Genomic DNA, 18,477 nt, shown 5'->3' on the forward strand with positions numbered 1-18,477 from the left:
TTTCTTTGGCGCTCGCCGGGGGGGGGGCCCCGGCGCGCCGGGGGGCCCCGCCCGGGAGGAAGCGCTTCAGGGGTTGGCCGGGAACTCGCCCGCCCGGACGCCCGTGACGAAGGACTCCCACGCCTCGGGAGTGAAGGCGAGGGCCGGACCGTGAGGGTCCTTGCTGTCACGGACCGGGACGATTCCGGCGATGCCCGCGGCCACCTCAACGCAGTTGTCGTTCGGGTTGCTGGCACTCGACTTGCGCCAGGTGGTATGGAGTTCCGAGGCGACTTCAATGCAATTGCCGCCTTCGCTGCCGCTGTGGCTGCTCTTGCGCCGTGTCAGGTCAGCTGTCATGTGGATGACCTCCTGGATCCCTCAGTTCGCCGTGGGCTGCCCCGCTCAGCACGGGGCAGCCCACGGTACGGGGTCACTAGGCGGCCGGGAAGTCGCCCGCCCGGACGCCCGTGACGAAGGACTCCCACGCCTCGGGAGTGAAGGCGAGGGCCGGACCGTGAGGGTCCTTGCTGTCACGGACCGGAACGACGCCGGTGATGCCGTCGGCCACCTCGACGCAGTCACCACCAGATGGGTTGCTGTAGCTACTCTTTCGCCAGCTCATGCTCCATACCCTTCTGCCACCAGCTTGTGCATCCAGGAGATGGAGTCCTCCGGCGTCAGCGCCGACGACATCAGTTGGCTGAAGACAGTCTCGTGTCGAATGATGTCCACCTCCTTCTCGATGTAGAGGCTGCTGGTGACCGACTCGCAAAAGACAACCTCGCCAGGAACGTCCGAGAAGGAGAGTATGCGGAAATTCGTGCCCATTGCCGCGTGGGCGCCCGCACTGAACGGAAGTACCTGGATGGTGACATTGGGCAGCTGCGCGACCTGGGCCAGGTAATCGACCTGCTCCGCCATGACCTGAGCACCGCCGACCACACGCCGGAGGGCAGCCTCGGAGAGCACAGCGTGCACGGCCAACGGTTCTGGGCTCCGGATGAGTTCTTGGCGCTGCAGCCTGAGCTTCACTCGTCGTTCGATGGCTTGGTCACCGTTCTGCTCCGACCTGAAGGTTCGGAACACCTCACGCGCATAGTCGGCTGTCTGAAACAGCCCGGGGATCAACTCGGACTCGTAGGAGCGGATCCGTGCGGCGTCGGCTTCCAGGCCGACGTACGTCTGGAACCAGTCCGGCAGCGTGTCCGCGTAGTCGTGCCACCAGCCGCGCTGGGTGCTGCGGCGGGTCAGTGAGATGAACTGCCGCAATTCGGCCTCGTCGCTGACGCCGTAGAGTTCGAGCATCGCGCGGATGTCCGATTCCTTCAGGGTCGTCTGACCCGACTCGATCCGCGACACCTTGGTTGCGCTGAAGCCGAGCTCGTCCGCAACGGACTTGGCCTGGCGGCCGGTCCGTTCGCGCAATCGTCGCAGCTCGGAGCCGAGCCTACGGCGCAGCACGGTTGGACTGTCCACGCTCGTCGCTCCCTCTTGGTTGACGTCGGGTCACAGTCTGCCACCTCCCTCGGTGATCACAAGACTCTTGCGACGTCGCGCAATTGCGCGCGGACGCGCTTGCGCAGTGAAGCCATCGCAGAGCATGCTACCGCCAGTAGTCCTTCGAGGTCCCTGAGTGACCGCGACGGATCTACCGCCGGGCATCCCCTTGTCTCCGCCCGGCTTCCGCATGGCTTCAAACTCCGTTCCTGGAAGGTTCCTTCGCCATGTCCTCCACCTGCTCCACCGCCTGGCTGCCGCGCAGCCGGCGCTCCCCCGGCGCGGGGCGCTCCCTCCTCTCCGTCCTCCTCTCCTCCGCCCCCACCGGCGAGCAGTTCCTTGACTCGGGGCTCCTCCTGGTCTCCGAGCTCGTCACCAACGCCCTGCTGCACGACACGCCGCCGGGGCACCGCATCTTCCTCTCCCTCGACCTCGACCTCGCTCCCACCGCCCGCCTGCGCATCGAGGTGCACGACGCCCGGCAGGACCGCGCGCCCGTCCTGCGTGCCCTCACCCTCGACGGCGAGGCCGGGCGCGGCCTCCACCTCGTCAAGTCCCTGGCCAAGGAGGTCGGTTGCTCCCCGCGCCACCCGGTCGGCAAGGTCGTCTGGTGCGAGGTGACCGCCCCGTGAGGGCCGACCACGAGGTCCTCGTCGAGCTGCCGGGCCTGCGCCCGCCCACCGTCCACACCCTGAACGACGACACCCTCGGCCGGATCTGGGACTCGGTGCGCCACCTGCCGATGTCCCGCTTCGAGCACCACGTCCTGGAGCGCCGCCTCACCGGCCCCTGCGCCCGGCGCGACATCGTCCGTGAACTCGCCGACGCCCCGCTCCTCGCCCTCCCCTGCGGCGACCGCGAACTCCGCCTCAGCTGGGCGAACCCGCCCCGCTGAGCGGACGACAGCCGTCGGCTCGAATCCCCTGGCCCGGGCGCCCGGTCTCGGCGAGGATGGTTCGAGCACCGGCGGAGACGGTCAGGGGAGGACGATCGACGTGCCGTTACGCATCCACTTCACCGTGGAGGACCTCGCCCGCACCCGGGTCTCCGACCGCCCCGCCCCCTGCATCGAGTTGAGCACCGCCGCTCGCCAACTCCAGGAGCGCACCCACCCGGTGCGCCTCGGCGCCTGGCGCCACCGCACCCTGTCCGCCCTGCACCCCGCCTCCCGCATGGTCCTCGACCTCATGCCCCCGCGCGGGCGGATCACCGACTTCCTGAGCGGCGTGAACGCCGCCACCCCCGCCGAGCTGATCGAGTCGATCCGCTCCACGCCACGCGGCCGGCTGCGGGCCAGCCTGGAGGACACGGCCCGCCACCAGCCGCTGCCCTCCTGGGCCCACCGCCTGCCCGAAGACCCGCTCCTGCTACGGCAGTTGTGCGACAGCCTGGAGCACCTGGCCGGCCACGCCCTGCTTCCGCACTGGCGGGAGGTCCAGGCCATGACGGCCGCCGACGCCGCGGTGCGCTCCCGCCAGCTCCTCGGCGGCGGCATCGAGGCCGTCCTGGCGCGCGTCAACCCTCGGCGGATCCGCTGGCGGGCGCCCGTGCTGGAGATCGCGATGGTCTCCGGGCTGGACGCGGACGTGCACCTGGCCGGGCGCGGCCTGCTGCTCCAGCCGTCGGTGTTCGGCGTCGAGGCCCCGGTCGTCGACCTCGAAGCGGTGCCGCAGCCCGTCCTCAGCTATCCGGTGGCCCGACTCCAGGAGGGCGCGGCCACACCGCTGTTCGCGGCGCTCCCGCCCGACGGCGGCCGGACGGGAGCGGCGGCCCGCGCCTCGGCGGCCTCCGATGCCGTCGGGTCCGTGCTGGGCCACACCCGGGCCGCGGTGCTCGACGCCGTCGCCCGTCACCCGGGCTGCTCGACCCAGCAGCTCGCCGCGCTCGTCGGCATCGCCATGGCCAGCGCCAGCGAGCACGCCACGACGCTGCGCAACGCGGGCCTGATCGACACCCACCGGGACCGCCGTACGACCGCCCACGTCGCCACCCCCACGGGCATCGCGGTCCTCAACGCGCCCTCCGCACGCCGCCCCTGAGTCCTGCGGCCGCGGCCGCGGCGGCGGCGGCCCGGACGGTCCGAGGGCGACGCCTACAGCCACCCCCGCCGCGCCGCCTGCACTCCGGCCTGGAAGCGGGTGGTGGCGCCCAGGTGCGCCAGCAGGGTGGAGACGCGCCGCACGACGGTGCGCCGGCCCAGCCCCAGCCGGCGGGCGATGGCGTCGTCGGTGGCACCGCCGGCCATCAGGGTGAGGATGCGCCGGTCGCGTTCGTCGATGCGCAGGTCGACGTCGGCCACGGAGGCGGGCACGGCGAGCCGCCACAGCGTCTCGAACACCGCCGTCAGGGCGTTGAGCAGCCCGGAGGGCCGCACCAGCAGCGACACCACTCCCGGCCGGTCGTCGGCGGGCAGGGTGACGATGGCCAGGTCGTCGTCCCCGATGGCGAGTTTGAGCGGCGGCTCGTCCAGTGTCCGGGCCTGTTCCCCCGCCTCGACCATCCGCGCCATGTTGGGCCCGGCCACCGGGTCCTGGAACGCGCAGCCCTGGTAGATCGCCCGGTAGACGACGCCCGCGGCCATCCGGCGGCGTTGCAGCGCCTCCTGGTCGAGGTAGTGGGCGTGGCTGCCGGAGTACGGCGGCACGTCGATGACCCGCACCTGGTGGCGGGCGGCCAGTTGGAGGCGGTGGCTGGCGGCCAGGACCTCGGCCGGGTCCTCGACGACCTCCAGGGCGCCGTAGCTGCCGGTGTCGCGGCGGGCGAAACGGTAGAGGCGTTCGAGTTCGGCGCCGGTGCGGCGGGCGGTGGCCTGGCGCAGCGCGTCGTGCTGGAGCACGGCCTCGACGACCCGGGCGGGCGGCAGGGCTTCCCAGGCGTGGTCGCGGTCGTCGGCGCTGTCGGTGGTGTCGAAGGCCACCGCGACGCCTTCGTCGGCGAGGTCGCGCAGGACGGCGAGTACGGCGTCCTCGTCCAGGCCGGCCTCGCGGGCGAGTTCGGGGACGCGGGCCCGTGGCCGGCCGACCAGGCAGTGGTAGACGCGGCCGCGTTCGGACTCCGGTTCCAGTACGTCGTGCACGACACCCCCCAGTCGCCGCGCCCCCGGGCGGGGCCGGGGGAGGCTACCCGCGGTCGGTGGCGCGCATGCGCCAGCGACCCAGGTGCGCCGCCGGGGGCTCTGGCGTCGGGCGGAGCCGCTCGCAAGAGTTGTCGGTGATCAGTCAGACGATGGAAGGCCGAGGACGCCCATGACCCCTGCCCGGCTCCGGCGCGCCCGCGCGGCTCTCGCCGCCCTGGCCGCCTGCCTGCTCCCGCTCGCCGCACCCACCGCGGCCCCGGCCGCACCCGCACCCGCACAGACCCCCGTACGGGCCGAAGCCGACGCCCCGCCGCCGCCGCTGACCGACGGCTTCGGGCTGACCCAGGTCGGCACCGCCACCGGCAGCGCCACCAACTTCGTCGTCACCGTCACCACCCCGCAGGTCGCCGGCCCGCACACCATCCGCATCCTGCTGCCCGCCGACTACGCGGCCCGGCCCGACAAGCGCTACCCCGTGCTGTACTTCCTGCACGGCGCCTCGGACAACCCGAGCGACCCGGCGCTGGCCTACCCCGCGCTGACCGCCGCCCAGTCGATGATCACCGTCATCCCGGACGGCGGCCTGCGCGGCTGGTACGCCGACTGGCTCGACCAGGGCACCGCCGCCGGCGCGCAGAACTGGGAGACCTTCCACCTCACCCAGGTGCTCCCGTTCGTCGACGCCAACCTGCGCACCCGCACCGACCGCGCCCACCGGGCCGTCGGCGGGCTGTCCATGGGCGGCTTCGGCGCCCTGCACTACGCCGAGGACCGCCCCGACCTGTTCGGCCAGGTCCTCACCATGTCGGGCGCCAACGACCTGTCCACCGACGAGATGATCATCCGCGGCGCCGTGGTCGCCACCCTGGTCAACGCCGGCACCGTGCTCTGCGGCCCCAGCGACGGCCACCCCTGCGGCCTGGACTTCGGCCCCACCGTCTCCAGCGACGCGATCTTCGGCAGCCCGTACCCGGTGTTCAACGCCGACTGGCGCTGGAACGCCGCCGACCCCGTCTCGCGCGCGGCCACGCTCGACCACACCGGCATCGCGATCTACACCGGCAACGGCAACAACAGCCCCGGCGACATGGAGTTCTGGGCCGAGGGCACCGCCAAACGCCTCAAGCAGCGCCTGGACACGCTCGGCCTGCCGTACCGCTACGTCGGCTACGGCGACGGCACCGGCTGGGGCCCCGACTGCCACGGCGGCCACACCCCGGGCTGCTGGGCGCAGGACCTCGTGGACTACGTCCCGCGCCTGGAGGCGGCCTTCGCCGCCGCGCCCTGACCTCCGCCCCTCTCCCGTCTCCTCGATCGCCTCGATCGCCTTGACCGCCTTGACCGCCTCATCGCCTTGACCGCCCGACGAAAGGACACCCTCGTGCCCACCACCGCCACCCCCGGCCGCGCCGCGCCCTGGCTGCGCCTGCTCGCGTCCCTGCTGGTGACCTGTTGCGCCGCCCTGGGCCTGACCGCCGCGCCCGCCCGCGCCGCCTCGGCCACCCCGGCGTCCGGGCCCGCCGCGGCCGCCGCCTGCGCCGGGCCGCAGCAGTGCCTGACCATCAAGTCGCTCAGCAACGGGCGCCAACTCGACGTCCAGAACGGCAACACGGGCGACGGCGTCTACATCGTCACCAACTCCGCCCCCGGCTACCACCAGTCCTGGCGGCTGAACGTCGACCCCTCGGACTACACCTTCACCATCGTCAACAACGACACCGGCAAGTGCGTCGACCTGGCGTTCCTCACCCCGGCCCTGCGCCAGCAGACCTGCGCCGGGCAGGCCAGCCAGCGCTGGTACTTCCAGCCCGCGCCCGGCGGCGGCGACGCGTTCATGATCCGCCACGCCGGCGACAGCACCTGCCTGGACCTGCTGCTCGGCGGCCAGTACGACGACGCCTGGACCGACCAGTACGCCTGCAACGGCACCGCCAACCAGCAGTGGGCCACCGGCTTCCCGCAGGCCGCCCGCAACCTGGCCGTCGACCACGCCGCCAAGCAGTGCCAGAAGGACGCCTCCACCTGCTCCTGGGCCGTGAAGAGCGAGGCCCCCGCCGCGCCGCTGCCGCGGGTGTGCGCCTCCTCGGTCTGGTTCAACAACACCAGCGGCACCGTCCAGCAGTCCTTCGCGGTCACCGACACCAGCGGCTGGTCCAACACCATCGGCGTCGAGCTGGGCAGCGAGATCGCCGGCGGCGCCGAGGGCGCGGTGAAGGCCGCGGTCAAGACCGGCATCAGCTTCCAGAACGTCTGGAGCGGATCGCGCAGCGTCAACAACTCCGTGACCGTCAACGTCCCGCAGCAGCAGTACGGTTGGGTGACGCTCGCCGAGCTCGCCCGCAAGGTCACCGGCACCTGGACCTTCGACGCCCGGGGCATCCCGTGGACCGCCGAGGACACCATCACCATCCCGGTCACCTCCGACCCCAACGGCGGCGCGACCCTCTACATCGCCAACACCAGCGCGACGTTCAACAGCTGCTCCTGACGCGTCGTCAGGCTCAGGCCGCCGCCCGGCACCCCGCCGGGCGGCGGCCCCGCGCGTTCCGGCGGCCCCCGCGCACTCCGACGCCGGGGGCTTCCGGCGTCCGGGCTCCCCCGCAGGCCCGGAACGCCGCAGCCCCGGAACGCCGACGCCCGGCCGCGGCCCCGGAGGTGCGGCGCCGCGCGAACCGCCGTACAGTGCCGCCCTTCGCCGTCCACGGCACGCCCCCGACCTGCGGGTTCACGCGGAGCTGCGGGCCGCCGGACATCTGGCTAGCCTGGTCGGGTGGGTACGAAGCGCCTCCGCGCCCACCGGGCCCCGCAGGCCCGACAGCCGGGGCGACAGACGATCCGCCCTCTCGGGCGAACCCCGGCGCGGTCGCGTGGACCGCGGGGCGTCCGGCGCCATCCGCCGACAAGCCCGCACCACCTCCCGCAGCACCTCTCGGACACCCCACAAGGGACAGCACATGAGAGCGATCACCATGTCTCCCGCGAAACGCGTCGCGACCGCGGCCATCGCCGCGGTGCTGCTGGGCGGCACCCCCGGCCTGGCCTCGGCAGCCACCCCACAGGCCGCCCAGCCGGCCGCCCAGCCGTCCCAACAGACCGAGAACTGGTACCAGTTGCGGATCTGGCCGACGCCCAGCAGCTCAGGCGTGAACCTGGAGGCCGGCAACCACGGCAGGGCCATCGTGGCCAACCCCCAGAAGAACAACGACCACCAGCTGTGGGGGCTGAGCGGCATGGCCGGCAAGCAGCTCGTCGAGAACAAGGCGACGGGCACCTGCCTGACCGCGCCGAACCGCGGCCAGGGCGTCACCCTGCGAACCTGCGACAAGAACGACCTGTACCAGCAGTGGACCGTGGAGTACACGTCCCAGGGCAGGGTCGCGATCGTCCCCACCTACGACCGTGACCTCGCCCTCACCGGCAGCGCGGGACTCGGCACCGAGGTCTTCCTCAGGGTCTACAGCGAGTCGGCGAACCAGCAGTGGAGCGCGGTGCCCCCGGGCGCCTGATCCCCCGCGTGGCCACCGGCCCGACGGCACGCCCGCACGCCCCGCGGCCGGCGCCCCGGGCACCACCCTCAGGCGTGCTCGATCTCGACCGAGGTGATCACCACCTCCTGGACCGGGCGGTCGTCCTCGGTGGGGGTGGCGGCGATCGCGTCGACCACGGCCTTGGAGGCGGCGTCGGCGACCTGGCCGAAGATGGTGTGGCGGCGGTTGAGGTGGGTGGGGGTGCCCACGGTGATGAAGAACTGCGAGCCGTTGGTGCCCGGGCCGGCGTTGGCCATCGCGAGCAGGTACGGCTTGGTGAAGAACAGCTCCGGGTGGAACTCGTCCGCGAAGGCGTAGCCCGGGCCGCCGGTGCCGGTGCCGGTCGGGTCGCCGCCCTGGATCATGAAGCCCGCGATCACCCGGTGGAAGAGCGTGCCGTCGTAGTACGGCCCCTGGCCCGGCTCGCCGGTGCGCGGGTCGGTGTACTCCCGGGTGCCCTCGGCGAGTTCGGCGAAGTTGCGGACCGTCTTCGGCGCGTGGAACGGGAACAGTTCCAGGCGGATCGGGCCCGCCGTGGTGTGCAGGGTGGCGAACCGGGCAGTGGCCACGGGGGTGACTCCTCAGAGTGAAGCCGGCACGGGCGCGGTGGCGGCACGGGGGTGCGGCCGGAGCGGGTGCGGCTGGCGCGGGGACGGCTGGCGGGTGGATCGCATGCGACCGGTAGGGTGACCAGGGCCGATCGGCTACCGCATCCTGGCACAGTCTCCGGCGGAGCGGTCGAACCGGGTGGCGCGGTCCGCTCGTCACAGGTGGTGGAGCGTCGAGCGAAGGGTGGGTGGCCGTGATGGTCGGTGCGGTCCTGGTGGGAGTGCTGGTCCTGGTCGTCGCCGGATGCGGCTGTGTGGTGTGGGCCGGCCGGGGCGGGCCGCGCTGGGCCCGGGCGGTCGCCGCCCTCACCCTCGGCGCCGGGGAGGTGCTGCGCGTCGCCCACCGCGACCGGCCCCGCCGGCGGATCGGCGGCGGTGGCGACAGTGGCGACGACGGCTGAGCCTCCGCCCGGACAAGGGCCTGCCCCCGGAAACGGCGCGTCCCCGGACGCCTGGTGACGGCGGCCGGGGACGCGAGGGGGCGTCAGCTCTCGGTCGAGCGGCGGCGGGCGGCCACGACCAGGGCCGCGCCCGCGGCGAGGGCCGCGGCGGCGCCGCCGGCCTCCCAGCCGAGGCCCTCGGTGCCGGTGGCGGCGAGCACGCCGGTGCCGGTGGCGGAGGTGTGGGCGCCGGTGGTGGTGCCGCCGCCCGTACGGGTGCCGGAGGTGGTGCCCGTGCTGCCGGAGGTGGTGCCGGTGAGGCCGGCCTGCTGGACGTTCTGCGACTGCTGCCCGGAGCCGCCGGCGGTGGTGCCGGTGCCCGTGCCCGTGCCGGTGGCGGCCTTGGCGGCGGCCTCGTCCTCGGCCCGGGCCTTGGCCAGGCCCTCGGTGAGGAACGCGGTGATGGCCGCGTCGTCGCCCTCCAGGGCCTCCAGCGCGGCCTTGCGCACGGCCGGGCCGCCGCTCTCGGCGAGCTGGGAGACCTTCAGCCGGTTGTCGCCGGCGCGCAGCGCGGGCAGGGTGACGCTCAGGAAGTGCTGCACGTCCTCGGCGGTGCCGTCCATGGCCTTCTGGGCGGCGTCGTAGACGCGCGGGCTGGTCGTCTTGTCGGCGATGACGCGCAGCACCTCGACCCGGTTGTCCTCGGCGCGCAGCCTGGGCAGTTCGACGTCCAGGAAGTGGCGCACCTCGGCGGCGCCGCCCTTGAGGGCCTTCTCGGCGCCTTCGCGCACGCCGCGGCCGGTGGCCGGGTCGGCGACCAGGGCCTCGACCTTGGCGCGGTCCTCGTCCTCGGCGCGGGCGACGTACTGGCCGGTCTTCAGGAACTCGGCGACGGCCTCGTCGCCGGCCCTCAGGGCCGCCTTGGCGGCCTTCTGGACGGCCGGGCCGCCGACGGCGTAGATCTGGGAGGCCTTCACCTGGTTGTCGATCGCGCGCTGTTCGGCGAGTTCGACGTCCAGGAAGTGGCGCACCTCGGCGGCGCCGCCCTTGAGGGCCTTCTCGGCGGCCTCGCGCACGCCGACGCCGCTCTGCGGGTCGGCGAGGATGCGCTCGACCTCGGCGCGGGCGTCGTCCTCGGCGCGGGCGGTGTACTGGCCGGTCTTCAGGAACTCGGCGATGGCGTCGTCGCCGGCGTCGAGGGCGGCCGCGGCGGCCGCGTGGACGGCCGGGCCGCTGTTGAAGAGCCGGGCGGTCAGGACCCGGTTGTCGTCGGCGCGCAGCCTGGGCAGCTCGACGTCCAGGAAGTGGCGCAGCTCGGCGGGCCCGCCCTTGAGGGCCTTCGCGGCGCCCTGGTGCACCCAGCACCAGGACTCGTCCGGGCTCTGGGCGAGGATGCGCTCGACCTCGGCGCGGTCGCGCCGGGCCTGGTCGTCGGTGGTCGTGGGCGCGGTGCCCGGTGCGGTGTCGGGCGCGGAGTCCGAGCCGGTGTCAGGACCGGAGACGCCGGTGGGCTTCGGGGTGTCGGAGGCCGAGGCCGTGCTGGGGAAGAGGACGGCGGGGGCCAGGACGGCGGCCGCGACGACAGCGGACACCCGGGGCAGCTTCATGGAGAGCGGACCTGCATTCGTGCGAAAGGATCATGAATCTTCACCAGCATAGGTCCGTTTTCACGATTGCCATACCAATATTTTGCCAAACGCCCAACTCTCCCCGCCCGACGACCCGTTCCACCGCGCCCGAACCGTGCCCGAGCCCCGGCCCGCCCGCGCGGGCGCCGCTAGGGTGGGGCGGATGAGCTTCCACCTGGTCGTCGGACACGGGCCCGCCGGGGCCGCCACCGCCCGCCTGCTGGCCGAGCAGGGCCACGAGGTCCGGGTCGTCACCCGCAGCGGGCGCCCCGCCGGGCCGGCCGCACCCGGCGTCGAGCACCTCGCCCTGGACGCGAGCGACCCGGTCGCGCTGGCGCGGGCCGCCCGCGGTGCCGCCGCCGTCCACGGCTGCGCCGCGCCGCCGCTGCCGCAGTGGACGCGGCTGTGGCCGGCGCTGACCGACTCGCTGTGCGCGGCCGCCGAGGAGAGCGGCGCGGTGCTGGTCCTGCTCGGCAACCTGTACGGCTACGGGCCGGTGGCGGGGGCGATGACCGAGGACCTGCCGCTCGCCGCGACCGGCCCCAAGGGGCGGGTGCGGGCGGCGGCCTGGGAGCGGGCGCGCGCCCTGCACGAGGCCGGGCGGATCCGGGCGGTGGAGGTGCGGGCCTCGGACTTCTTCGGCCCCGGCGTCACCGACGGCGGCCACCTGGCCGCGCGGGTGATGCCCAAGGTGCTGACGGGCCGTCCGGTCGCCACCCTGGGCGACCCGGACACCGCGCACAGCTGGACCTACCTGCCGGACGTGGCCCGGGCGATGGCCGAGATCGCCGGCGAGGAGCGGGCCTGGGGCCGGGCCTGGCACGTGCCCACCGCCCCCGCCCTGTCGGCGCGCGCGATGATCGAGGGGCTGGCCGCCGAGGCGGGCGGCGGGCCGGTCGCGGTGCGGCGCCTGCCGGCGGCCGCGCTGGCCGTGGCGGGGCTGCTCTCCCCGCTGCTGCGCGAACTGCGGGAGGTGCGCTACCAATTCGACCGGCCGTTCGTGGTGGACAGTTCGGCCTACGAGGCCGCGTTCGCGGTGCGGGCCACACCGCTGGAGGAGCAGCTGCGGGCGACGGTCGCCTGGTGGCGCGGGCGCGAGCGGCCGTAGCGGCGGCCGTGGCCGTGGCGGCCGTGGCGGCAGCCGTGCTCGTGCAGGGCGCCGGCGGACGGCGTGGTCCGTTCACCGGACGCCGGGCCCCGGCTTCCGTAGGATTCCATCCGTGGCCAAACGACGTGACGTTGAGCGGGAAGTCCTGGGCACCATCGGCGAGTTGGCGGCCTCCGGGTTACCGGCCGCCGAGCTGTTCCGGGCGCTGCACGCCCTGCTGCTGGAACCGCTCGGCTTCGACGGCGGCTGCTGGCACGGCAACGATCCGGTGACCGGGTTCCCCACCTCCACCGTCGCCGACGGCCTCGACCCCGCCCAGTTCGAGCAGGCCGTGCACCTGGAGCTGGGGGGCGAGGACGCCACCACCTTCAGCGCGATCCGCACCGCCGGCCACCGGGTGCAGAGCGTCGGCCGGGCCACCGACGGCCGCCCCGAGCGCAGCGTCCGCTACCGGGAGCTGCTGCACCCCTGCGGCTACGGCGACGAGCTGCGGATCAACTTCGACGTGGGCGGCGGGCGTTGGGGCTCGGCAGCGTTCATGCGCGAGCGCTCCCGCGGCCGCTACGACCTGCCGGACCTGCGCCTGGCCGAGCGCGTCGCCGCCCCGATCGGCGCCGCCCTGCGCGACGCCCACCTCGCCGCCCTGCGCAGCCCCCGCACCCCGTCGCCCGCGCACGCCCCGGCCGTGGCGATCCTGGACCGGCACGGGCGGCTGCGCTCGGCGGACGCGGCGGCCCGCGAACTGATCGGACGCATGGCCGAACCCACCGACCACACCGGCGGGGTGCCCAGCGGCTTCCTCACCGTCGCCCGCCTGGCCGCCCGCCGCGGCGGCGCCGCCGAGATGCGGGTGTGCACCCCGGACGGCCAGTGGCTGGCCCTGCACGCCTCCCTGCTGGACGGCCGGCACGGCGGCGCCGCCGTCGTGGCCTCCCCCGTCTCCCCCCTCCAGCGCCTGCCGCTGGCGATCCTCGCCCACGGTCTGTCCCCGCGCGAGCAGCAGGTCGCCCTGTACGCGGTGCGCGGCACCAGCACCAAGGACATCGCCGCGCTGCTGCACCTGACCGTGCCCACCGTCCAGCAGCACGTCACCGCCATCCTCCACAAGACCGACGTGCGCTCCCGCCGTGAACTGGTCGCCCTCCTGATGGCCGACCACCTCCCCACCCTCGGCCTGCCCCCGCGGGCGTGAGGCTCCCGGACCGGCCGTGCCCGTCGTCCCGGTCGGCCGCACCGGCTCACCGCGTCGCGCACTCGCCCCACGACCGGGCGCGGGACACTGCGCCGACGACGTCCGGCGGGGTCGGGCGGAGGGCGGCGTCACGGCGGCCGGCGCTGTCGGAGCCGCTGCCGGCCGGACGGGAACGACCGGTACGGGGGCGGGAACGGCCACGCCGGGCGGCAACGACCGGTACGGGGGCGGGTCAGAACTGCCAGGCGGGGTCGTCGGCGATCGCCAGCAGGGCGGCCTCGTCCAGGCCCGCGTCCGGCTGCTCGGCCCACTGCTGGAGCGTCACCGTCCGGCCGTCGGCGCGCTGGAGGCGGATGTACAGGGAGACGCGGTCTCCCTGCCGGGGGGTCAGTGCCACGGCCTCGCCGTGTGCGCCGGAGGGCAGCTCGACCAGGTGGCAGTCGGTCCGCGGGGCGGCCTCCTGGGGGCTCGGCACGCCGGGGCGCGGGGTGACCCTGGGCAGGGCGATGGCGGCGCAGAACGGGACCTTCGGCGCGTCGGCGGTGCGGTCGGCGCCGCCGACGAAGTCCACCGGGCCGGCCGGGGACTGCCAGGCGACCCGGAAGCTGCGGCCCGGGATGTCGCCGGCGCCCACGGTCCTGGCACCGGCCGGGAGCAGGGAGGCCAGGGTGGTTCCCAGGTGGTCGCTGGTCCAGTCGGTGGCCCGGCCGCTGCCGGGGCCGAAGGAGTCCGGGCGCAGCGGCTCGGGGACGGCTCCGGCGGCGCCGGCCAGGGTGAGGGGGCCGGTCAGCGGGTCGGCGGCGGCCGTCGGGGTGCCCGGGGCGGGGGTGGTGGCGGTGGGCAGGGCGGCCACCAGGGCGGCCAGGGCGGCGGTGGCGGCCGTCGCGGCTCCGGTGCGGACGGCCAGCCGGGTGCCGCGGCGGCGGCGTCCGGCCGCGACGGCGGTGTCCACCGTGCCGGGGCGCAGGGGCGGTTCGGTGCCGAGGCCGGCCGCGAGGAGGGTGCGCAGGTCGTCCTGCGGGTCGAGGGCGTCGTGGTGGGTCACAGCAGTTCCTTCAGGGGGGTCGGGGCGGCGGCCAGTTCGTCGAATGGATCGGTGTCGCCGAGCAGGTCGCGCAGTCTGGCGAGTGCGCGGGCGGTGTGGCTCTTGACGGTTCCGGCGGTGCAGCCGAGGGCCTTGGCGGTGTCCGCGATGTCCAGGTCGACCCAGAACCGCAGGACCACCACGGCCCGTTGACGCGGCGGCAGGGCGGCGAGCGCGGCGCGGATCTGCAGCCCGAGCGAGGGGTCGGTGCCCGGGCCGGGCCGGTCGGGCAGCACGGGTGTCGGGTCCTCGCGGCGCCAGCGGCGCCGGGTGTGGTCGATGCAGGTACGGGTCAGCACGCGGTGGGCGTAGGCCTCCACGTTGGCGATCCGGTGCCGTCTTCCCCACACCGCGTACAGCTTGGTCAGTGCGGTCTGCGTGATGTCCTCGGCGTGGTGCCAGTCGCCGCACATCAGGTACGCGGTCCGCCGCAGGTGCGGCAACCGGTCCTCGGCGAAGCCGCGGAACTCCTCCAGGTCTGCGCTACGCACAGGGCGTGTCCTCCGTTCGTCTCTGCCCACTCCGACGGAGCGCGCCCGGTGCCGGGATGTCACGGGTGGCGGGAAAAGTTCGCCGGTCGCGGGGGGCGGGAGGATCCGGCCGGTGGTGGGAGGGGTGGGAGGCGTTCCGATTTCTGATCATCGGATGACATCTTCCGCCGCCCTCCGTTCCGTCGATTCCACGCCAGAACCAGTGCGCGGCCCCGGAATCCGTGGCGGCGCCCGATCGAGAGGACTCCTGTGCGAGGAACCCGCAGGTACGACACACGTGGGCGAGGGCCACGGGCGGCCCGGCGGTGGCCGGCCGCCGTGCTCGGTGCGGCCCTGGTCGCGGCGCCGGCCGCCCCGGCCGGCTGGGCCGCTCCCGGCCCGGCGCCCGACGCGGGGGCGGACGGGCCGGCGCCGGGCCGTCCGGTCCAGGTCACCCTGGTCACCGGCGACACGGTCACCGCCCTGGTCGGCGCCGACGGCACGGTGACGGCGGCCGGAGTGCGGCCCGGGCCCGGGCGCGAGGACATGACCTTCCTCCGGCGCCCCGGCGCCCCCGGCTCGCTGAACCTCCTGCCCTCGGACGCGGTCGCACCGCTGGACTCCGGGCGGCTGGACCCCCGGCTGTTCGACGTCGCCGGACTGATCGCCCAGGGCTACGACGACGCGCACACCGCCGAACTGCCGCTGATCCTGGGCTCGGAGCAGGCCGGCGCCCCGGGCCTGGCCGCGGCCGCGCCGCCCGCCGGCGCCACCGCCGTACGGGCGCTGGAGAGCGTGCACGGCGCGGCCCTGCGCGCCCCGAAGGCGCGGGCGGGCGAGCTGTGGCAGCTGGTCGCGCGGCCCGGCACCGGGCTCGCCGCGGGCGGCGTGGACAAGGTCTGGCTGGACGGCAGGGTCACCGCGGCGCTCGACCGCTCGACCGCCCGGATCGGCGCCCCGCAGGCCTGGAACTCCGGCTGGACCGGCAAGGGCGTCAAGGTCGCGGTGCTCGACAGCGGCATCGACCGGGGCCACCCCGACGTGGCCGGCTCCCTCGGCGAGACCTCCGACTTCACCGGGCCCGCCGGCACACCGGTGAACGCCGACCCCGACGGGCACGGCACCCATGTCGCCTCGATCGTCGCCGGCACCGGGGCCGCCTCCGACGGCCGGTTCAAGGGCGTCGCCCCCGACGCCGAGCTGCTGGTCGGCAGGGTGCTGGACGACGAGGGCAACGGCCAGGAGTCCTGGGTGCTCCAGGGCATGGAGTGGGCCGCGGCCCGCGCGCCGATCGTCAACCTGAGCCTCACCGGCGCCCCGACCGACGGCACCGACCCGATGGCCCGGGCCGTCGACGCGCTGTCCGCCCGCTACGGCACCCTGTTCGTCGCCGCCGCCGGCAACAGCGGCCGCCCCGGCACCGTCGGCACCCCCGGGTCGGCCGACGCCGCGCTGACGGTGGGCGCCGTCGACCGGGACGGCGCGCTCGCCTCGCTCTCCAGCCGGGGCCCGCGCGTCGGCGACCAGGCCGTCAAGCCGGACCTCACCGCGCCCGGCGTCGGCATCGTCGCCGCCCGGGCGGCCGGAACCGACGGGCAGGAACCGGCCGGCGACCGGTACACGGCCATCTCCGGCACCTCCATGGCGGCCCCGCACGTGGCCGGCGCCGCGGCCCTGCTCGCCCAGCAGCACCCGGGCTGGAAGGGCCCTCAGCTCAAGGCCGCGCTCACCTCCTCCGCGGCGCCGGCCGCCGGCCAGGGCGCGTACGAGCAGGGCGCCGGGCTCGTCGACCTCGGCCGGGCCACCGCCCAGGAGGTGTACGCCACCGCCGAGGGCACCGGGATCCACCTGGAGGGCCCGCCCGGCGGCGAGCCACTCACCCGTACGGTCCAGTACCACAACAACGGCCGGGAGCCCGTCACCCTGGACCTGGCCGTCGAGACCACCCCGGCGGCCGGCGCCTTCACCGTCCAGCCCGGCCGCCTGACGGTGCCCGCGGGCGCCGCGGCGTCGGCCACCGTGGCCGTCGATCCGGCCCGCGTCCCCTCGGGGGCGTCGCTGACCGGGCGGGTGCGCGCGACCGGGCCCGGCACGACCGCCGTCACCACCGCCTACGCGCTCACCCGCGAGGCCGTGCGGCACGACGTCACCGTGACGGCCGTCGACCGCAACGGGGCGCCCGTCGGGCCGGGCAGCTGGGACGCCTGGTCATCGGTCAGCCTGGTCGACCTGGACACCCGTGACGCCTACCAGCTGCGGTTCACCGGCGGCACCGCCACCGCGCGGGTGCCCGAGGGCCGCTACAACCTCGGCGGACAGCTCGTCACCCCCGCCTCGGGCACCGCGCCCCGCACCGCGACCCTGTTCCTGCAGCCGGAGCTGGAGCTGCGCGGCGACACCCGGCTCGCCGTCGACGCCCGCGAGGGCCGGCAGCTGAGCGTCACCGTGCCCGGCCGCGCCACCACCGGCCTCTCGCTCTCCGCGGGCTACTGCTACGGCGGCACCGGGAACGACTGCGCGGACGCGGCCACCGCCCTCGCCCGGCCCGGCAACCTGTACGTCGTCCCCACCGCCCGGACCACCTCCGGCCGGCTCGACTTCGTCACACAGAGCCTCCAGCAGGGCCCGGCCACGCGCGACGGACGGCTGCCGGACCGCTACGACCTGCTGGTGCGCACCACCGGCCGGCTCCCCGACCCGGCCCTGACCGTCGGGCCCGGCGAACTCGCCACGCTCAACACCCGCTACTTCGCCCAGGGCCCGGGCACCGCGGGCGACTTCAGCAGCTTCGCGTCCGCCGGCGGCGTCGGCGGACTCAGCATCGCCCAGCCCACCTTCGCGCTGCCCGCCACCCGCACCGAGTACTTCACCGTGAAGGACCAACTCCGCGAGACGACCTTCGGCCAGACCTCCGGCCCCGCCGGCGAGATGGCCCGCACCGCCGTCAGCCAGAGCGGCACCGTGCGCTGCGCCGCCGGCGCGACCTGCGCGGAACGCTGGAACGCCGCCGTCATCGGCCCGGGCCTGACCCCGGACAGGGACGGCGCGCCCACCATGGCCCGCACCCGCGACGGCTACCTCACCCTGCACCCGCAGCTGTTCAGCGACGCCTCCGCCGGCCACGTCGGCTCCCCGTGGCCGCACCTGCTGGAGGACACCGTCCGCCTCGAACTGGAACGCGACGGGCAGCGCGTCGGCGGCAGCGACCGGGAGCAGGCCCGCTTCGCCGTACCGGCCGCCGACGCCGCCTACCGGCTGACCGCCAGGGCCGTACGAGCCGAACCCTGGGCGTCGCTGTCCGGCACCGTCGAGGCGGTCTGGACCTTCCGCTCGGCCGCCGTCGCCCCCGGGCCCGACGGCCGGGGCCCCGCCACGGCCCTGCCGGTCGACACCGTCCGCTTCACCGCCCCCGTCGACCCGGACAACCAGACGCCGCGCCACCGGCACACCCTGCTCACCGCCGTCGAACGGCAGAGCGGCGCCCCGGCCTCGGCCACCACGAGCCTGAACGTGCGGGTCTCCTTCGACGACGGCGCCACCTGGCAGGACGCCCCGGTCACCCCGGACGGCGCCGGCTACCGCGTCACCGTCGACCCGCCGCCGGGCGCCGCCGGCTTCGTCTCGCTGAAGGCCGCCGCACGCGCCGCCGACGGCGCCACCGTCGAGCAGACCGTGCTGCGCGCCTACCGCCTGGCACCCTGACGACCCGCCGGCGGCCCGAGGCCGTTTCCCCGGGGCCCCGGGTTCGCGGGGCGGCCCGGCTCGTCCGTGGCGTCCATGGTGTCCGTTGCGTCCCCGCGGCCCGCCCGAACGCCCGGCCCCCGCGCAACGGCCGCCGCGACACCCCGGCACAAGCGGCCGGCGCACGGCCCGTTCCTCGCTAGGCTCGGCGGTGCCGGGGTCTCCGGCGGGAAGGCGGGTGGGT

At 75.2% G+C, this 18,477-nt stretch carries 18 protein-coding genes; 10 read left to right on the forward strand and 8 right to left on the reverse strand.

Translation table 11 applies throughout. The features are described 5' to 3' along the window. Positions 1 to 66: 66 nt before the first annotated feature. The 3 genes from ACWD4P_RS25805 to ACWD4P_RS25815 all read right to left on the reverse strand — a co-directional run bounded on the left by ACWD4P_RS25805 (position 67) and on the right by ACWD4P_RS25815 (position 1,458). Positions 67 to 339 carry a DUF397 domain-containing protein gene (locus ACWD4P_RS25805; protein WP_449781198.1) on the reverse strand — a complete coding sequence of 91 codons (273 nt, stop codon included), beginning with the start codon at positions 337 to 339 and terminating at the stop codon, positions 67 to 69. 76 nt (positions 340 to 415) lie between these two features. After that, positions 416 to 604 (reverse strand): DUF397 domain-containing protein, encoded by a 189-nt coding sequence (locus ACWD4P_RS25810; protein WP_449781199.1) that lies wholly within the window; start codon positions 602 to 604, stop codon positions 416 to 418. After that, a complete protein-coding gene (locus ACWD4P_RS25815) occupies positions 601 to 1,458 on the reverse strand; it encodes a helix-turn-helix domain-containing protein (protein ID WP_449781200.1) in 858 nt (285 codons plus the stop codon). Before ACWD4P_RS25815 ends, ACWD4P_RS25810 begins: the two co-directional genes overlap by 4 nt. A 248-nt stretch (positions 1,459 to 1,706) precedes the next feature. Between ACWD4P_RS25815 and ACWD4P_RS25820 the strand changes: the two genes are divergently transcribed. The 3 genes from ACWD4P_RS25820 to ACWD4P_RS25830 all read left to right on the forward strand — a co-directional run bounded on the left by ACWD4P_RS25820 (position 1,707) and on the right by ACWD4P_RS25830 (position 3,518). After that, entirely contained in the window at positions 1,707 to 2,111 is a 405-nt protein-coding gene (locus tag ACWD4P_RS25820; RefSeq protein WP_449781201.1) for an ATP-binding protein, read from the forward strand. Then, complete coding sequence (locus ACWD4P_RS25825; protein ID WP_449781202.1) at positions 2,108 to 2,374, forward strand: hypothetical protein; 267 nt, start codon at positions 2,108 to 2,110, stop codon at positions 2,372 to 2,374. The genes ACWD4P_RS25820 and ACWD4P_RS25825 overlap by 4 nt, the downstream gene beginning before the upstream one ends. A 100-nt stretch (positions 2,375 to 2,474) precedes the next feature. Beyond that, positions 2,475 to 3,518: a DUF5937 family protein gene (locus ACWD4P_RS25830; RefSeq protein ID WP_449781203.1), complete on the forward strand. Its 1,044-nt coding sequence runs from the start codon at positions 2,475 to 2,477 to the stop codon at positions 3,516 to 3,518. A gap of 53 nt (positions 3,519 to 3,571) precedes the next feature. Here the strand turns inward: ACWD4P_RS25830 and ACWD4P_RS25835 are convergent, their stop codons facing one another. Beyond that, positions 3,572 to 4,555: a hypothetical protein gene (locus ACWD4P_RS25835; RefSeq protein WP_449781204.1), complete on the reverse strand. Its 984-nt coding sequence runs from the start codon at positions 4,553 to 4,555 to the stop codon at positions 3,572 to 3,574. A gap of 169 nt (positions 4,556 to 4,724) precedes the next feature. Here ACWD4P_RS25835 and ACWD4P_RS25840 point away from each other — a divergent pair, with 169 nt between their 5' ends. From ACWD4P_RS25840 to ACWD4P_RS25850, 3 genes are all read left to right on the forward strand, one after another. After that, a complete protein-coding gene (locus tag ACWD4P_RS25840) occupies positions 4,725 to 5,843 on the forward strand; it encodes an alpha/beta hydrolase (protein WP_449781205.1) in 1,119 nt (372 codons plus the stop codon). 93 nt (positions 5,844 to 5,936) lie between these two features. Then, positions 5,937 to 7,043, forward strand: a complete 1,107-nt coding sequence (locus ACWD4P_RS25845; RefSeq protein ID WP_449781206.1) for an RICIN domain-containing protein — start codon at positions 5,937 to 5,939, stop codon at positions 7,041 to 7,043. 466 nt (positions 7,044 to 7,509) lie between these two features. Beyond that, on the forward strand, positions 7,510 to 8,061 hold the full coding sequence (locus tag ACWD4P_RS25850; RefSeq protein WP_449781207.1) for an RICIN domain-containing protein: 552 nt from the start codon (positions 7,510 to 7,512) through the stop codon (positions 8,059 to 8,061). 68 nt (positions 8,062 to 8,129) lie between these two features. Here ACWD4P_RS25850 and ACWD4P_RS25855 read toward each other — a convergent pair whose 3' ends face one another. Beyond that, on the reverse strand, positions 8,130 to 8,651 hold the full coding sequence (locus tag ACWD4P_RS25855; RefSeq protein ID WP_449781208.1) for a peptidylprolyl isomerase: 522 nt from the start codon (positions 8,649 to 8,651) through the stop codon (positions 8,130 to 8,132). Positions 8,652 to 8,887: 236 nt separating this feature from the next. Here ACWD4P_RS25855 and ACWD4P_RS25860 point away from each other — a divergent pair, with 236 nt between their 5' ends. Continuing rightward, positions 8,888 to 9,091: a hypothetical protein gene (locus ACWD4P_RS25860; protein WP_449781233.1), complete on the forward strand. Its 204-nt coding sequence runs from the start codon at positions 8,888 to 8,890 to the stop codon at positions 9,089 to 9,091. Between the two features lie 83 nt (positions 9,092 to 9,174). Here ACWD4P_RS25860 and ACWD4P_RS25865 read toward each other — a convergent pair whose 3' ends face one another. Continuing rightward, the gene (locus ACWD4P_RS25865; protein ID WP_449781209.1) at positions 9,175 to 10,662 is read right to left on the reverse strand and encodes an ALF repeat-containing protein; all 1,488 of its coding nucleotides are present in this window, start codon (positions 10,660 to 10,662) and stop codon (positions 9,175 to 9,177) included. Between the two features lie 199 nt (positions 10,663 to 10,861). Here ACWD4P_RS25865 and ACWD4P_RS25870 point away from each other — a divergent pair, with 199 nt between their 5' ends. Both ACWD4P_RS25870 and ACWD4P_RS25875 read left to right on the forward strand, forming a co-directional pair. Beyond that, positions 10,862 to 11,806 carry an NAD-dependent epimerase/dehydratase family protein gene (locus ACWD4P_RS25870; RefSeq protein ID WP_449781210.1) on the forward strand — a complete coding sequence of 315 codons (945 nt, stop codon included), beginning with the start codon at positions 10,862 to 10,864 and terminating at the stop codon, positions 11,804 to 11,806. 112 nt (positions 11,807 to 11,918) lie between these two features. After that, positions 11,919 to 12,998, forward strand: a complete 1,080-nt coding sequence (locus ACWD4P_RS25875) for a response regulator transcription factor (RefSeq protein WP_449781211.1) — start codon at positions 11,919 to 11,921, stop codon at positions 12,996 to 12,998. Positions 12,999 to 13,230: 232 nt separating this feature from the next. Here the strand turns inward: ACWD4P_RS25875 and ACWD4P_RS25880 are convergent, their stop codons facing one another. Both ACWD4P_RS25880 and ACWD4P_RS25885 read right to left on the reverse strand, forming a co-directional pair. Beyond that, entirely contained in the window at positions 13,231 to 14,043 is an 813-nt protein-coding gene (locus tag ACWD4P_RS25880; protein ID WP_449781212.1) for a hypothetical protein, read from the reverse strand. Then, positions 14,040 to 14,573, reverse strand: coding sequence for a SigE family RNA polymerase sigma factor (locus tag ACWD4P_RS25885; protein ID WP_359822434.1), 534 nt, complete (start codon positions 14,571 to 14,573; stop codon positions 14,040 to 14,042). Before ACWD4P_RS25885 ends, ACWD4P_RS25880 begins: the two co-directional genes overlap by 4 nt. A gap of 318 nt (positions 14,574 to 14,891) precedes the next feature. Here ACWD4P_RS25885 and ACWD4P_RS25890 point away from each other — a divergent pair, with 318 nt between their 5' ends. Further along, on the forward strand, positions 14,892 to 18,254 hold the full coding sequence (locus tag ACWD4P_RS25890; protein ID WP_449781213.1) for a S8 family serine peptidase: 3,363 nt from the start codon (positions 14,892 to 14,894) through the stop codon (positions 18,252 to 18,254). Positions 18,255 to 18,477 lie beyond the last annotated feature (223 nt).

The sequence above is a fragment of the Kitasatospora sp. NPDC002543 genome, from assembly GCF_053594915.1.

Bases quoted from the DNA above. Each gene is read 5' to 3' on its own strand.
- ACWD4P_RS25840 (WP_449781205.1), top strand. From the start codon at position 4,725: ATGACCCCTGCCCGGCTCCGGCGCGCCCGCGCGGCTCTCGCCGCCCTG.
- ACWD4P_RS25810 (WP_449781199.1), bottom strand. From the start codon at position 604: ATGAGCTGGCGAAAGAGTAGCTACAGCAACCCATCTGGTGGTGACTGC.
- ACWD4P_RS25805 (WP_449781198.1), bottom strand. From the start codon at position 339: ATGACAGCTGACCTGACACGGCGCAAGAGCAGCCACAGCGGCAGCGAA.
- ACWD4P_RS25860 (WP_449781233.1), top strand. From the start codon at position 8,888: ATGGTCGGTGCGGTCCTGGTGGGAGTGCTGGTCCTGGTCGTCGCCGGA.
- ACWD4P_RS25850 (WP_449781207.1), top strand. From the start codon at position 7,510: ATGAGAGCGATCACCATGTCTCCCGCGAAACGCGTCGCGACCGCGGCC.
- ACWD4P_RS25870 (WP_449781210.1), top strand. From the start codon at position 10,862: ATGAGCTTCCACCTGGTCGTCGGACACGGGCCCGCCGGGGCCGCCACC.
- ACWD4P_RS25820 (WP_449781201.1), top strand. From the start codon at position 1,707: ATGTCCTCCACCTGCTCCACCGCCTGGCTGCCGCGCAGCCGGCGCTCC.